This window comes from Clavibacter michiganensis subsp. insidiosus, assembly GCF_002240565.1.
GTDB classification, from domain to species: Bacteria; Actinomycetota; Actinomycetes; order Actinomycetales; family Microbacteriaceae; genus Clavibacter; species Clavibacter insidiosus.
This window is the reverse complement of sequence record NZ_MZMO01000001.1, coordinates 2,414,873-2,428,999: the sequence shown is the minus strand read 5'-3', so window position 1 is coordinate 2,428,999 and position 14,127 is coordinate 2,414,873. Positions and strand designations below refer to the sequence as shown.

The following is a 14,127-nucleotide window of genomic DNA, read 5'->3' as shown; positions in this document are numbered from 1 at the left end:
GCGCTCGGGTGATGCGGGTGGATCAGCGAATGGCGGCCCGCAGCTCGGCGGCGGCCGCGGCCGGGTCGTCGGCCGAGTAGATCGCGCCGCCCGCGACGGCGACCACGGCGCCCGCGTCCTGCACGTCGCCGATGGTGCCGGGCTTCACGCCGCCCGCGACGGAGAACGCGACGCCGGAGGCCTTGCCGGCCTCGAGCAGGTCGCCGAACGTGTAGCCGTCCTCCGCCTGCTCGTCGAGGCCCGCGTGCATCTCCACGAACTCGGCACCGAGCTCGGTGACCTCCTTCGCGCGCGTGGCCTTGTCGGGGACGCCGATGAGGTCCACGACGATGCCCTTGCCGTGCTTCTTCGCAGCCTTGACGGCGCCCGCGATGGTGCTGTCGCCTGCGACGCCGAGGACGGTGACGAGGTCGGCGCCCGCGGAGAACGCGATGTCGGCCTCGAGCTCGCCGGCGTCCATCGTCTTCAGGTCGGCGAAGACGATCTTGTCGGGGTGCGCCTCCTTGATCGCGGTGATCGCGGAGAGGCCCTCGGCCTTGATGAGCGGGGTGCCCAGCTCGATGATGTCGACGTGCGGCGCGGCCTTGCCGGCCAGCTCGAGAGCGTCCTTCGTCGTGAGCACGTCCATGGCTACCTGGAGCTTCATGCGGTTCCTCTTCCTGTCGTGATGCGTGTCGTGGTGGGGGATCGGGTGACCGTCGGTCACTCGAGGTTGGCGTGACGCGGCCACAGCTCGTCGGCTGAGAGGCCGGACGCCTGCCACAGCGCGTGGAACACGGCGTCGCCGACGAGCGCGACGGAGAGCTCGAAGAGCCCGCCCGCGTACTGCGCCGAGACCGTGCCGCCGTGGTCCTGCTTGGCGGCCGCGGGGATCAGCACGGTGACGTCCGCGAGGTCGGCGAGCGGCGAGTCGTCGGCCGTCGTCAGGGCCACGATGCGGGCCCCGACGTCGTGCGCCGTCTGCGCGGCGCTGACGATGCCGGCGGTGGTGCCGGATCCGCTCGCGACCAGGAGGACGTCGCCCTCCTCGATCGCGGGCGACGTGGCCTCGCCGACCACGTGCGCGTCGAGCCCCAGGTGCATGAACCGCATGGCGGTCATGCGGAGCGCGAGGCCGGAGCGGCCGGCGCCGAGGGCGAAGACGCGGCGGCCGTCGCGGATCACGCGGGCGGCCTCGTCGAGGCGCTGCGCGAGATCCGGGTCCGTGAGGGCGCGGGCGACGCGGGCGTTCTCGTCGGAGATCAGGGTGATCGCGGCGGCGACGTCGACGGGGGCGTCGCCGGTCGGGCGGGGGTGCGTCGTGTTCGTCACTCTTCGAGGGTGCTCCTCGCGGCCCGTCCGTGCCGCCCACCCGACGGGTGGATCCACCTACCCGTCCGAGCAGGTCGCCGTCGCGCGGGCGGCGGATCGGGTGGGCGTACGGTGGCGGCATGCCGTCTCGGACCCACCCCGCCGATCCCGCCGCCCCTCCCGCCGCCGACCAGGTCGCCCTCCTCGACGGCCTGCACGACGCGCTCGCCGCCCCGCTGCAGGAGGTGGCCGAGGCGCTGTCCGGACTGCTCCAGCCGGTGGTCGCGCACCGGGCCCTCGTGATCTTCACGGAGGACTGCACCGGCCGCCCGCGCAAGAAGGCGGGCGAGGCCGAGGTCGTGGAGAACGTGACCATCGCCGAGCTCGACCGGATCCTCGCGAGCCTCGCCGACGGATCCGGCGACGTGGCCGGCGACGCCGGCTCCGCCTGGGCCGTCGAGCACCCCGTCGGCGGCCGACCGCGCACGGTCGCCGCGTGGCGCGCCGACACGGGCGCGCTCCTCGTGCTCGTGGATCCCGTCGCCGCGCACGACGACGTCCCCGGTGCCCGCGAGCTCGTCCGCGCGCTGTGGCGGAGCGTGGCCCACGGGATCCGGCAGCAGGTCGCCGCCGCGCCGCCCGCCTACCTCGCCGAGGCGCGCGCGGTCTCCTCCGAGCGCGCCCGGGTCGTGTCGGAGCTCGGCGACGCGCACGCCACCACGCTCGAGTCGCTCCTCGCGGTGCTCCGCTCCTCCCGCACGGGCGACGCGGCCGCGCGCCAGACCGCCGCCGACCTGGCGACCAACGCCATGGTCGAGCTGCGCGCCGCGAGCGACCGCGACCGCTCGCTCGGCGAGGAGCCCGTCGCGCGCGCCTTCGCCCGGCTCCGCGACGACCTGCGGCCGCTCGTGCGCTTCCGCGACCTCGACGTCCAGTTCGTCGAGCCGCCCGTCGACGGCCGGGCGCTCCCGGGCGAGGTCGCGCACGCGGGCCGGGCCATCGTCCGCGGCGCCGTGCTCGCGCTCGTCGAGCAGCCGGACGTGACGCGCGTGCGGATCCAGTGGGACTGCGACGGCAGCAACCTGCTCGTCGGGATCCGCGACGACGGCGCGGGCGCGACCACCGCCGACCTCGACGCGCTCCGCCGCCTCACCGACCGCGTCGCCGCCCTCGACGGCGCGCTCGACGTGACGGCGACGCCGGGCTGGGGATCCGAGATCGCCGTGCGCCTGCCGCTCGACGCGCCCGCCGCGGGTCTCGACGCCGCCGGGGAGGCGGGGCTCAGCGCGCGCGAGCGGGAGGTGCTCGCGCTCGTGGCCGGGGGATCCCGCAACCGCGCCATCGCGACCGCGCTCGGGATCAGCGAGAACACGGTGAAGTTCCACGTCGCGAACCTGCTGCGGAAGATGGGCGCCTCCACCCGGGCGGAGCTCGCGGGGCTCGTGCGCGGCTGAGGTGGCACGGCGGCAGCGCGCGGGCGCGGCGGCGCTCGCAGCGGATCCGGGAGTTAACCGCACGGAAACCGCAGCTCCGTAAGGTATTGAGCACCGCCGCCCGCCCGAACGAGGATGTCCCCGCATGCGCTCAGCTCCCACCCGTCACCCGTCCGGAGCCGCGCGCTCCGGCGCCCTCGCCCTCGTGGCGGGGCTCTCCGCCACCGCGGTCCTCGGCCTCGGCGCCGCGCCCGCGTCGGCCGCCGAGGGCGACGTCGCCATCGACGTGTACTCGATCAACGACTTCCACGGCCGCCTCGAGACCACGTCGTCCACCGCGGGCGCCGCCGTCATCTCCGGCGCCTTCCAGCAGGCGAAGGCCGAGAACCCGAACAGCACGCTGATCAGCGCGGGCGACAACATCGGCGCATCGACCTTCACCTCGCTGTCGCAAGCCGACGAGCCGACGCTCGACGCGCTCAACGCCATGGGCGTCTCCGTCTCGACCCTCGGCAACCACGAGTTCGACCAGGGCCGCGACGACGTCGACGGCCGCGTCACGGATCACTCGGACTTCCCCTACATCTCGGCGAACCTCTACGAGAAGGGCACGACGGAGCACGCGTACGCGGCCTATGACGTGCAGGACATCGACGGCGTGCGCGTCGCGTTCGTCGGCGCGACCACCGAGGCGCTGCCCGAGCTCGTGAGCCCGGCCGGCATCGCGACCCTCGACGTCGGCAGCGTCGTCGACGCGTCCACCGCGACCGCCCGCGCGCTCCGCGACGGCGACGACGCGAACGGCGAGGCCGACGTGGTCGTGCTCGTCGTGCACGAGGGCGCGTCCACCTCCGACGAGTCGTCCCTCACCGACGACTCGGTCTTCGGCCGCATCGTCACGGGCGTGCAGGCCGACGTCGACGCCGTGATCTCCGGCCACACCCACCTCGGCTACGACTACGAGCTGCCCGTCGCGGGCAGGGCCCTGCCGCTGCCCGTGCTGCAGACCGGCAGCTACGGCACGAACCTCGGGCACCTGTCGCTCACGGTGGATAGCGCCACCAGGGCCCTCACGTCGATCTCGAGCGAGCTCGTGCCGCTGCTCACCGCGGACGGGAAGCCGGCTTTTCCGGCGGATCCCGCGGTGCAGCGCATCGTCGACGACGCGGTCGCGAAGGCCGAGGTCATCGGCAGCCGCACGGTCGGCGAGATCACGGGCGACATCACGCGCGCCCGCCAGGCCGACGGCTCCGAGAACCGCGGCGGCGAGTCCACGATCGGCAACCTCGTCGCCGATGCGCAGCTGTGGGCCACGCAGGCGGACCTCGGCACCGAGATCGCCTTCATGAACCCGGGCGGCATCCGCCAGGACCTGAACGTCGCGTCCTCCGGCGCGGGCGACTCCGAGGGCGAGGTGACCTACAAGGAGGCCGCCATCGTGCAGCCGTTCGCCAACACGCTCACGACCGCGAAGATCACGGGCGCGGGTGTCAAGGCCGTGCTCGAGCAGCAGTGGCAGCCGGAGGGGTCGTCGCGGCCGTTCCTCAAGCTCGGCCTCTCGCGCGACCTCACCTACACGTACGACCCGACGGCCGCGCGCGGCGCGAGGATCGCGGGCGTGTTCTTCCAGGGCGAGCCGGTGGATCCCGCGCGCGTCTTCACGATGGTCGCCAACAGCTTCCTCGCGGAGGGCGGCGACAACTTCACGGAGCTCGCGAACACGACCGAGCAGAGCGACTCGGGTCGCGTCGACCTCACGGCGTTCGTGGACCACATCACCGAGTTCTCGCCCGTCGAGCCCGACTCGGCGACGCGCTCCATCGGGGTCGTCGACACCACGGGAGCCGCACCCGCCGCCGGCCAGGAGCGCTCGTACGAGATGTCCTCGCTGCTCGTCTCGAACGCGCCCGTGCAGGACACCGAGGTCGTGACGCTCATCGACGGCGAGGAGGTCGCGCACACGCCGATCGACGCCGCGGTGGTCGACACGACCGACGAGCAGGGGCGCGCGAGCGTCCGGTTCACCGTGCCGGCCGGCCTCGCCGCGGGACCGCACCAGCTCGCGTTCCTGCTGCCGAGCACGGGCGCCTCGGTGCTCTACGCGCTCGACACCGAGGCGGGATCCGTCGTCCCGTCCGGCACGGGCACGGTGCCCGCGCCGAGCTCCGAGCCGACGCTCGCGGCGACCGGATCCGAGTCCGGCCCCGTGCTCGGGACCTCGCTCGCGGCGCTGGTCCTCGGCCTCGCGCTGGTCGCCTTCCGCCGCCGGATGTCGTCGGCCGTGCGCCGCTGACGCGGGCGCGTCCGTGACGGACGGGGCGGGTGCCGGACGACCGGCGCCCGCCCCGTCCGCGCATCCGCCCCGGCCTACGCTGGAGCGGTGTTCGAACTCCACCACCTCAGCGCCCAGGACCAGTGGGACCAGCTCCAGCGCGGCGTGGTCACCCCGACCGAGCTCGTGACCCACTACCTCGAGCGCATCGAGCGGCTGGATCCGGGCCTCGGCGCCTTCTCGACCGTCACCGCCGACCGCGCCCTGGAGCGCGCGCGGTTCGTCGAGCGCGAGGTGCCGCGCACCGCGCCGCTCTGGGGCCTGCCGTTCGGCGACAAGGACCTGTCCGAGCGCGCCGGCGTCCGCACCACGTTCGGCTCGCGCCTGTTCCGCGACCACATCTCCGAGCGCACCGACGCGATCCCGCAGGCGCTCGACGACGCGGGCGGCATCAGCCTCGGCAAGACCAGCGCGCCCGAGTTCGGCCTGCCGTCGTACACCGAGAGCCTCGTCGCGCCGCCCGCCCGCACGCCGTGGGACACCACGCGCGGGGCCGGCGGATCCAGCGGGGGAGCGGCCGTCGCGGTCGCGGCGGGCCTGCTCCCGTTCGCCCCGGGATCCGACGGCGGCGGCTCGGTGCGCATCCCCGCCGCGGCCACCGGCCTCGTCGGCCTCAAGCCGTCGCGCGGCCTCGTGCCCGCGGGATCCGGCCAGGAGTCGCTCGCCGGCCTCGTCGTGCCCGGCCCGCTCGCCCGCAGCGTCGCGGACGCGGCCATGCTGCTCGACGCGATGATCGGCCGGGTCAACGGCCGCATCCCGCACCCCTTCACCCTGCGTGCGCCCGAGGATCCCGACGGCGACCTGCTGGGCGCGGCCGTGCGCGGCGAGGGCCGCTTCCAGATCGGCGTGATGACGACGACCCCGTGGGACGACGCCTACGAGATCGTGCGCGACCCCTCCGCCGACGACGCCCTCGCCCTCGCCGTGCGCGAGCTGGCGACCATGGGCCACGGCCTCGAGGACCTCGCGCTCCGCCCGGATCCCACCTACGCGCCCGCGTTCCGCACCATCTGGCAGGCCGGTGCCGCGGGCATCCCGGCCGAGGGCGACCAGCTCGACCTCCTCGAGCCGCTCACGCGCTGGCTCGTCGAGCGCGGCCGCGCGCTCTCCGCCCGCGACCTCGCCCGCGCGCTGGCCCAGCTCGCCGCCTACGAGCGCAGCGTCATCGCGCAGTTCGCGCACGTCGACGCCGTGCTCACGCCCGCCCTCGCGCAGGAGCCGCGGCCGGTGGGCTGGTACGACGCCGAGGACGGCGAGCGGAACTTCGCGCAGCAGGTGCGGTACACGCCGTACACGTCGTTCGCGAACGTCACGGGCCTGCCCGCGATCACGCTGCCCGTGCACCTCACGGACGACGACCTGCCCATGGGTGTGCAGCTCATCGGGCGGCCGGGCGGGGAGGCGACGCTCCTCGCGATCGGGCGGCAGCTCGAGCGGCGGCTGCACTGGCAGCGCCGGCACCCGCCGCAGTGGTGAGCGGCGCAGCGGTGAGCGCCGCAGCGGGGAGCGCCCGGATCAGACGAGCCCGCCGACGCCCTTGACGATCGCCGTCACCGCGCCCGTGAACGAGATCACCACGACGGCCGTGCGCGCCCCGCGGGACGGGATCCGCGGTGCCAGCAGCGTGCCCGCGCCCACCCCGGCGACGAGCGTCACCACGATGCCGACCCACGCGGCCGCGCCGAGGTCCGGCAAGCGGTCGGGCGCGAGAACGAGCTTCGTGATCAGCGACGCCGCGCCCGTGGTGAGGAAGAACGGCTGCAGCGTGGCCGCGAACCCGCGCTGCTTCCACCGGCTGACGACCGCGTAGACGCTCACGCTCGGCCCGCCGATCCCGGCTGCCGCGTTCATCACGCCCGCCGCGAAGCCGAAGCCGGCCATGACGCCCGGGCCGTCGATCACCCGGGTGGTGCGGCGCAGCGCGAGCGAGGTCGTGAGCGCGGCGACGAGCAGCACGCCGATGCCGATCTCGAGCGCCGGCTCCGGCAGCAGGTAGGCGAGCAGCGCGCCCGGCACGATGCCGACCACCGCGGGCCCCGCGAGCAGGAGGTAGCGCCGACACTCCACGTCGCGCCGCACGCCCGCGAGGATCAGCGACGCCGAGAGCACGCTGCACAGGTTGACGATCATCACGCCGTCGAACGGCCCGAGCAGGATCACCAGCACGGGCGCCACCACGAGCGCGAAGCCGAGGCCCGTCACGCGCTGCGCCACCGCGCCCACGAACACGGCGACGAGGACGGGGGCGATCACCCTGACATCCTCCCGTGGATCCCGGTCCCGATCCGCCGCCCGCCCTCGCTCCCTGAGGTAAGGCATGCCATACTTAGGCTGTGCTTACCTCCACCGCGACCCTCGCCAGCAGCACGGCAGAAGCCTCGGCCGTGGTCGCGGAGCAACCCGCGGTGGAGCGTCCCGCCTACCGGCCGTTCGCGGCCCGGGTCGCGCGTACCGAGCGCGTCAGCCCCACGTTCCTGCGGATCACGTTCCAGAGCGACGACCTGCGCGACTTCGGCGACGAGTGCCTCGACCAGCGCATCAAGCTGCTGCTGCCCGTCGCCGAGCACGGCCTGCCGGATCTCACCGGCGTCGGCGGCGACGACTGGTTCGCCTGGTGGCGCGCCCTGCCGGACGCCGAGCGCAACCCGCTGCGCACCTACACGTCCCGCGCGGTGCGCCGCGAGCTCGGCGAGGTCGACATCGACTTCGCGCTGCACGGCGACATGGGTCCCGCCTCCCGCTGGGCGGGCTCCGCGCAGCCCGGCGACGAGATGGTCATCATCGGTCCCGACGCCCTCAGCCCCGCCCGCGGCCTCGGCATCGAGTGGCACCCGGGCGCCGCGCGCTCGCTGCTCCTCGCGGGCGACGAGACGGCCGCGCCCGCCATCTGCAACATCCTCTCCTCCCTTCCCGACGACGCCGTGGGCTGCGCCTTCATCGAGGTGCCCGTCACGGGCGACCGCCTCGACGTGCGCGTGCCGAAGGGCGTCCACCTCACCTGGCTGCCGCGCGACGGACGGCCGAACGGATCCCGCCTCGAGGAGGCCGTGCGCCACTGGGTCGACTGCCACGTGAAGGTCGGCGCCATCGCCGTCCCCGAGGTCGCGCTCGCCGAGGCCGCGCAGCCGCTCGCCGCGGACGACGCCGACGCCATCGTCTGGGACGCGCCGGTCGTCCACGAGGGCTCCACGCTCTACGCCTGGCTCGCGGGCGAGTCCGGCTGCATCAAGGCCCTGCGCCGCTTCCTCGTGCGCGACACCGGCATCGACCGGCGCCAGGTCGCCTTCATGGGCTACTGGCGCCGGGGCGCGGCGGAGGGATCCTGACCATGGCCGGAGCGACCCGCTCGCGCACGCGCAAGGACGTGAAGCGCCAGGTGCTGCTCGTCACCGACGAGACCGGCCTCGCCGAGACGCAGGCCGCGCTCGCCGCCCTGCCCCTGTGCACGCGCGGCAGCGTGTTCGTCGAGGTGCCGGACGCCGCGGTCGAGGTCGCGCTCGCGCACCCGCCGCGCATGGTCGTCACCGTGATCGCGCGCGAGGGCCGCGGGGTCGACGGCGCGCCTGCCGAGCCGATGGCCGCGGTCGCCCGGGCGGTCGGCGCGTGGGCCAGCGAGATGATGGTCTTCTCCGCGCCGATCTCCGACGAGCACCCGGTCACCGAGGTCAGCGTGTTGCTCGGCGGCCATGTCGGCGGGCACGACGACCTGCTGCACCTGCTCGCGACGCGCTGACGCGGATCCGCCGGCTGCGATGCGCTGCGGGGCGTCTCAGCGCGGCAGTCGCTCGTCCGTGCCCGCCGCCAGCTCCAGTGCCGCCCACAGGTCGCGGCCGAGCTGCGGGTCCCTGGCCCGCGCGGTCGTCTTCCCGTCGGGCGTGAGCTGGTCGAAGTACGTGCCGTTCGGCGCGGCCATGTCGGGCACCGACGCGAGCTGCACCAGAGGCACGGCGCCCGCCTCGGCGGAGATGCCGTAGGCGCCCATCGAGAGCGCGAGCAGCGCCTTCATCACGGTGCTGTCGGATCCGAACGACGTGCGCACCAGGCCCGGGTGGAACGAGCACGCCTCGATGCCCCGAGGGCCGACGCGCTCGGCGAGCGTGCGCATCATCAGGATCATCATCGCCTTCGACGTGCCGTACGCCTGCCAGCCGCCGAGCCAGGGGCGCTTCCGCCAGTCGAGGTCGTCGAGGCGCACGCGGCCCCACAGGTTCGCGCGGCTCGCGGTGCCGATGACGCGCACCGGGCTCTCGTCGGCGCCGAGCGCGGCCTGCGTCTCCTCGAGGCGGGGGAGGAGCAGGCGCGTGAGGAGGAACGGCGCGAGGACGTTGCGCTGGAACGTGGTCTCGTGGCCGTCGATCGTCATAGCTCGCCGGGGGACGAGGCTGCCGGCGTTCAGGGCCAGAACGTGGATCCGCGGGCACGTCTCGAGCAGCGTCGCCGCCAGCGCGCGCACCTCGTCGAGCCGGTCCATGTCGGCGAGCACGTGCCGCGCGCCCAGCTCGGCCGCGACGCCGCGCGTCCGCTCGGGATCGCGGCCGACCACGACCACGTCGGCGCCGCGCGCGTGCAGCTCGCGGGCGGCGACGCGGCCGATGCCGGAGCTCGCGCCCGTGAGGACGACCGTGCGGCCGTCGAGCGGCCCGCTCACCGGTAGCCGCCCTTCTCCAGGCCGGCCTCGATCTCGAACCGGTTCCGCAGCGGATCCCGCCCCGCCCACCAGTAGAGCAGCGGCATCAGCAGCCCGTACCGCCGCCACTGCACGACGTGCACGGCTTCGTGCTCGAGCACCGCGGATCCGGCGTTGTCGCGCGTGAGGTAAACCCGGCCGACGCACGTGCCGCCGCGCCCGAAGACCCAGGACGGCAGGCCCGTCAGCACGATGAGGTCGCCGTGACGGCGCACCTCTCCCGTGCTCAGCGGCAGGCCGATCGCGAGGCCCACCGCGGTGGCGACGCCGCTGCCCGCGCGCGAGAGCGGCGAGTCCAGCAGGACGCCGCGGAGGGCTCCCACCGCGGCGCCGATGCCGGCCCGGATCACGCGGTCGGCCGCCCGTACGTCTCGAGGAGGCGCAGCCAGATCTCGCTGATGGTGGGGTACGACGGCACGGCGTGCCAGAGGCGCGTGAGCGGCACCTCGCCGACGACCGCGATGGTGGCGGAATGCAGCAGCTCGGCGACGTCCTGGCCGACGAACGTGACGCCGACGATGACGCCGCGGTCCTCGTCGACGACCATGCGGGCCTTCCCCGCGTACCCGTCGGCGTGCAGGCTCGAGCCGGCGATGGATCCGAGGTCGTAGTCGACGACGCGCGTGCGGATCCCGGCGTCGTCGGCCGCCTTCGCCGTGAGGCCGACGCTCGCGACCTCGGGGTCGGTGAACGTGACCTGCGGGACGGCGCGGTGGTCGGCGGTCGCGACGTGGATGCCCCAGGGGGAGTCGTCGACGGTGCCGCCGGTCGCGCGCGCGGCGATGACGTCGCCGGCGGCGCGCGCCTGGTACTTGCCCTGGTGGGTGAGGAGCGCGCGGTGGTTGACGTCGCCGACGGCGTAGAGCCACGGCGTCTCCGCGTTGACCTCGCCCGCGACGAGCATCGTGTCGTCCACGTCGAGGTACGCGCCGGCCTCGAGGCCCACGGTGTCGAGCCCCAGGTCCTCCGTGCGCGGGATGCGGCCGGTCGCGACGATCACCTCGGCGGCCGTCACGTCCGATCCGCCGTCGATCGCGACCGTGACCCGGTCGCCGTCGCGCGTGACGCGGGAGGGCGAGGCGCCGAGGCGCACGTCGACGCCCATGTCGCGCAGGCTGTCGCCGACGAGCTCGCCCGCGAAGGGCTCCTGGCCGGCGAGCAGGCCGCTGCGCGCGATGATCGTGACGGTGCTGCCGAGCGAGGCGTACGCGGTGGCCATCTCGGCCGCGACGACGCCGCCCCCGATGATGACGACCGAGTCCGGGACGACCTCCACGGCGGTGGCCTCGCGGCTCGTCCACGGCTGCGCCTCGGCGAGGCTGGGGATGTCGGGGAGGAGGGCTGCGGTGCCGGTGGAGACGGCGACCGCGTGGGTCGCCTCGTGCTCGGTGACGGATCCGTCCGGCGCGGTGACCGTGACGCGGCGCGGCCCGGAGATGCGCCCGTGTCCGCGCGCGAGGTCGATGCCGATGCCCTCGAGCCAGCTCACCTGCCCCTGGTCGTCCCAGGAGCTGGTGAAGGAGTCGCGACGCTTCAGCGCGGCGGCGACGTCGAGGCCGCCCGTGACGGCCTCCTTGGATCCGGCGACGGCGCGCGCGGCGCGGAGGGCGCTGCCGGAGCGCAGGAGCGCCTTGCTGGGCATGCAGGCCCAGTAGGAGCACTCACCCCCGACGAGCTCGGACTCGACGACGAGCACGGAGAGCCCGCCCTGCTTCGCGCGGTCGGCGACGTTCTCGCCGACAGGGCCGGCACCGATGACGATGAGGTCGTAGGAGGTCATCGTCCGACCCTACGCCCGGCGTCCGTCACGCCAGCCGGGCGGCTTCGGTCGGCGGATCAGCGGCCGACGAAGTCCGCGGGACGGCGCTCGGCGGCCGCGCGCATGCCGCGTGCCGCGTCCTCGGATCCCGCGAGCCGCACGAGCTCGGCGGGGAGCGCGGCGGCCGCGGCCCCGTGCCCGTCGCGGACGGCGGCGCGGGCGTTGCGGAGCGTCGCCTGCACGGCGAGCGGCGCCTGCGCGGCGATGCGCTCGCCGATCCCGATCGCCGCCCGCAGCTGCTCGCCGTCGGGCACCACGAGCTGCACGATGCGCATCCGCTTGGCCTCCTCCGCGTCGAACGGGTCGCCCGTGAGGATCCAGTGCATGGCATCGCCCCAGCCCGCGACCGCGGGGAAGCGGAGGGTCGCGCCGCCGAACGGCAGGATCCCGCGCGCGACCTCGATCTGCCCGAACCGCGTGCCGGCCGCCGCCACCACGACGTCGCTCGCGAGGGCCAGCTCGATCCCGAGGGTGAGGCACGTGCCCTGCACCGCGAGGACCACGGGCTTGCCGACGCCCGCATCCGCCATCCGCCACGGGTCGACGCCGTCATCCGGCACGCTGTCGAGCCCGCCGCCGGGGCCCTGCCCGATGTGCGGGGCCACGTCCGCGAGGTCGAGCCCGCCGGTGAAGTGGTCGCCGATCGCGTGCACGACGCCGACGCGCAGCTCCGGGTCGCGGTCGAGCAGGCCGTACGCGCTCGCGAGCTCGCGGAGCATCCGCATGTCGGCGGCGTTGCGCTTCGCGGGCCGGTCGAGGCCGATGAGCAGTAGGTGGCCGCGCCGCTCGACGCGCACCCGGGGTGCCTCGTCGGCCGGGTGCTCGGCGGGGGATGCGGTGCGGGCGTCGTCGCTCACGGCGGTCTCCTTCGATCGTCCGCCCCAGCCTCGCAGGGCCGGGAGCGCGGCGCGACCACCCGGTCGGGTCACACGGGCCCGGTCAGCGCCCCGATGATCCTCAGGATGGTGCCCATGTCGTCCACGGCCGCCGCGGGGGAGGAGGGCGCGAACTCGGTGATCCCCGCGCCCGCGAGCTCGAACGACCGGCGCAGCGCCTTGATCGACTCGGTCACGACCTGCACGTCGAGCCCGAACGGCTCGGGGTGGCCGACTCCGGACATGGCACCGGGATCCAGCACGTCGAGGTCGACGTGGATGTAGACGTGCGCGGCGCCGGTCGCGGCCACCGCCGCGACGAGCGACTCCGGCCCCACGGCGTCGGCGCCGAGGAGCGCGATGCCGCGCGACTCGACGAGGTCGGACTCGGCGTCGTCCAGCGCGCGCACGCCGGCGAGCACGACGCGGCCGGGCGTGACGGTGCCCGCGGGGAGATCCAGCCCGTCGACGCCCTCGCCGATGGCGGCGCGCAGCACCATGCCGTGGAAGGCGCCGCTCGGGGAGGATGCGGGGGAGTTGAGGTCGGCGTGGGCGTCGAGCCACACGACCGCGAGGCCGGGATGCGCGGCCGCCGCGTGCCCGATGGACGCGATCTCCACGCCGCAGTCGCCGCCGACGGTGACGACGGGGGACGCGCCGGACGCCGACGCCGCCTCGAGCGCCGCCTCCTGGCGGGTGCGCACCGCGAGCAGCGACGCGTAGCGGAGCACGCCCGTGCCGAGCGACTCGCCGGCCTCGACGGGCACGTCGACGACGTGCGTGGCGGACGCGGGCAGGTCGCCGCGGATGGCCTCGGCGCCGTCCGCGAGCCTCATGGCGCGGGACGAGCCCGAGCCCTGCCATTGGGGGACGACGACGAAGGAGGCGGGCACACCCCAGTATCGCCTGGGAGGCCGGAGATGGCGATGCCCGCCGTCTCCGCGTGAGCGGGGAGGGCGGGCGTCGGCCGGGGAGGACGAGGGCTACATGTCGCGGTAGCGCTTCGCCTCGGCGAGCGCCTGGCGGAGGCCCGCGGCGTCGAGCTTCGGGCCGTAGCCGGGGGTGTCGCGCTGGATGCGCCAGCCCTCCGCGAGGGGTCCCGCGTCGACCGTGTCGTAGCCGAAGGAGTCGAGGATCGAGGTGACGGTCGCCTTGGCGTCGGCGTCGTCGCCTGCGATCACCAGGGCGCGGCGGTCGGGCGTGCCGGCGGGCGTGCCGTGCTCGGTGAGGTCGGCCGCGTAGATGTGGTTGAACGCCTTGACGACCTTCGACTCGGGCAGGTGCCGCTGCAGCATCTCCGCGGTCGTCGTGGTCTCGTCGTCGAGCTCGGCGATGTGGCCGTCGCGCTCCGGGTACTAGTTGTCGGTGTCGATCACGATCTTGCCCGCGAGGGGCGCGACGGGGACGCTGTCGATGTTCTTCAGCGGGATGGTGACGACGACGATCTCGCCGGCCTCGGCGACCTCCTCGACGGTGGCGGCGCGCGCGTGCTCGCCCAGCTCGTCGATCAGGTCGGTGAGGGTCTCCGGGCCGCGCGAGTTCGCGATGACGACGTCGTGGCCGGTGGAGGTGAAGAGGCGGGCGAGCTGGCTGCCGATGAGTCCGGCGCCGATGATTCCGATGTTGGTCATGGGGGAGGGAACGGCATCCGCGGGGCGGGCATTCCCCTCCGGGACGACGACGGGCGCCGC

13 protein-coding genes and 1 pseudogene are annotated in these 14,127 nt (G+C 74.8%); 5 read left to right on the top strand and 9 right to left on the bottom strand.

Annotated features, from left to right (window positions below):
• Positions 1–22: 22 nt before the first annotated feature.
• Positions 23–646 (bottom strand): 3-hexulose-6-phosphate synthase, encoded by a 624-nt coding sequence (hxlA, locus tag B5P21_RS11760; RefSeq protein ID WP_045527167.1) that lies wholly within the window; start codon positions 644–646, stop codon positions 23–25.
• 56 nt (positions 647–702) lie between these two features.
• Positions 703–1,311 carry a 6-phospho-3-hexuloisomerase gene (gene hxlB, locus B5P21_RS11755; protein ID WP_045527169.1) on the bottom strand — a complete coding sequence of 203 codons (609 nt, stop codon included), beginning with the start codon at positions 1,309–1,311 and terminating at the stop codon, positions 703–705.
• 119 nt (positions 1,312–1,430) lie between these two features.
• Here hxlB and B5P21_RS17340 point away from each other — a divergent pair, with 119 nt between their 5' ends.
• The 3 genes from B5P21_RS17340 (at position 1,431) to B5P21_RS11740 (ending at position 6,531) form a co-directional block, all read left to right on the top strand.
• The gene (locus tag B5P21_RS17340; protein ID WP_045527171.1) at positions 1,431–2,744 is read left to right on the top strand and encodes a LuxR C-terminal-related transcriptional regulator; all 1,314 of its coding nucleotides are present in this window, start codon (positions 1,431–1,433) and stop codon (positions 2,742–2,744) included.
• Between the two features lie 124 nt (positions 2,745–2,868).
• Positions 2,869–5,016, top strand: a complete 2,148-nt coding sequence (locus tag B5P21_RS11745) for a bifunctional metallophosphatase/5'-nucleotidase (RefSeq protein ID WP_045527173.1) — start codon at positions 2,869–2,871, stop codon at positions 5,014–5,016.
• Positions 5,017–5,103: 87 nt separating this feature from the next.
• Positions 5,104–6,531: an amidase gene (locus B5P21_RS11740; protein ID WP_045527175.1), complete on the top strand. Its 1,428-nt coding sequence runs from the start codon at positions 5,104–5,106 to the stop codon at positions 6,529–6,531.
• A gap of 39 nt (positions 6,532–6,570) precedes the next feature.
• Here the strand turns inward: B5P21_RS11740 and B5P21_RS11735 are convergent, their stop codons facing one another.
• Complete coding sequence (locus tag B5P21_RS11735) at positions 6,571–7,308, bottom strand: sulfite exporter TauE/SafE family protein (protein ID WP_094171183.1); 738 nt, start codon at positions 7,306–7,308, stop codon at positions 6,571–6,573.
• 131 nt (positions 7,309–7,439) lie between these two features.
• Between B5P21_RS11735 and B5P21_RS11730 the strand changes: the two genes are divergently transcribed.
• Both B5P21_RS11730 and B5P21_RS11725 read left to right on the top strand, forming a co-directional pair.
• Positions 7,440–8,381 carry a siderophore-interacting protein gene (locus B5P21_RS11730; RefSeq protein ID WP_094171182.1) on the top strand — a complete coding sequence of 314 codons (942 nt, stop codon included), beginning with the start codon at positions 7,440–7,442 and terminating at the stop codon, positions 8,379–8,381.
• Positions 8,382–8,383: 2 nt separating this feature from the next.
• The gene (locus B5P21_RS11725) at positions 8,384–8,788 is read left to right on the top strand and encodes an SIP domain-containing protein (RefSeq protein WP_045527179.1); all 405 of its coding nucleotides are present in this window, start codon (positions 8,384–8,386) and stop codon (positions 8,786–8,788) included.
• Positions 8,789–8,824: 36 nt separating this feature from the next.
• On the opposite strand, the gene B5P21_RS11720 is transcribed toward B5P21_RS11725, so the two are convergent.
• The 6 genes and pseudogenes from B5P21_RS11720 to B5P21_RS11695 all read right to left on the bottom strand — a co-directional run bounded on the left by B5P21_RS11720 (position 8,825) and on the right by B5P21_RS11695 (position 14,067).
• On the bottom strand, positions 8,825–9,703 hold the full coding sequence (locus tag B5P21_RS11720; protein WP_045527181.1) for an SDR family NAD(P)-dependent oxidoreductase: 879 nt from the start codon (positions 9,701–9,703) through the stop codon (positions 8,825–8,827).
• A complete protein-coding gene (locus tag B5P21_RS11715; protein ID WP_045527183.1) occupies positions 9,700–10,092 on the bottom strand; it encodes a Fe-S oxidoreductase in 393 nt (130 codons plus the stop codon). The genes B5P21_RS11720 and B5P21_RS11715 overlap by 4 nt, the downstream gene beginning before the upstream one ends.
• The gene (locus tag B5P21_RS11710; protein ID WP_094171181.1) at positions 10,089–11,522 is read right to left on the bottom strand and encodes a dihydrolipoyl dehydrogenase family protein; all 1,434 of its coding nucleotides are present in this window, start codon (positions 11,520–11,522) and stop codon (positions 10,089–10,091) included. Before B5P21_RS11710 ends, B5P21_RS11715 begins: the two co-directional genes overlap by 4 nt.
• Before the next feature lie 56 nt (positions 11,523–11,578).
• Positions 11,579–12,418 (bottom strand): crotonase/enoyl-CoA hydratase family protein, encoded by an 840-nt coding sequence (locus tag B5P21_RS11705; RefSeq protein WP_094171180.1) that lies wholly within the window; start codon positions 12,416–12,418, stop codon positions 11,579–11,581.
• Between the two features lie 68 nt (positions 12,419–12,486).
• Positions 12,487–13,329 carry an arginase family protein gene (locus B5P21_RS11700; protein WP_094171179.1) on the bottom strand — a complete coding sequence of 281 codons (843 nt, stop codon included), beginning with the start codon at positions 13,327–13,329 and terminating at the stop codon, positions 12,487–12,489.
• Positions 13,330–13,419: 90 nt separating this feature from the next.
• Positions 13,420–14,067 (bottom strand): annotated as a pseudogene (locus tag B5P21_RS11695) (NADPH-dependent F420 reductase).
• Positions 14,068–14,127 lie beyond the last annotated feature (60 nt).

Coding starts and splice junctions, on each gene's coding strand:
- hxlA (WP_045527167.1), bottom strand. CDS start 646: ATGAAGCTCCAGGTAGCCATGGACGTGCTCACGACGAAGGACGCTCTC.
- B5P21_RS17340 (WP_045527171.1), top strand. CDS start 1,431: ATGCCGTCTCGGACCCACCCCGCCGATCCCGCCGCCCCTCCCGCCGCC.
- B5P21_RS11745 (WP_045527173.1), top strand. CDS start 2,869: ATGCGCTCAGCTCCCACCCGTCACCCGTCCGGAGCCGCGCGCTCCGGC.
- B5P21_RS11725 (WP_045527179.1), top strand. CDS start 8,384: ATGGCCGGAGCGACCCGCTCGCGCACGCGCAAGGACGTGAAGCGCCAG.
- B5P21_RS11710 (WP_094171181.1), bottom strand. CDS start 11,522: ATGACCTCCTACGACCTCATCGTCATCGGTGCCGGCCCTGTCGGCGAG.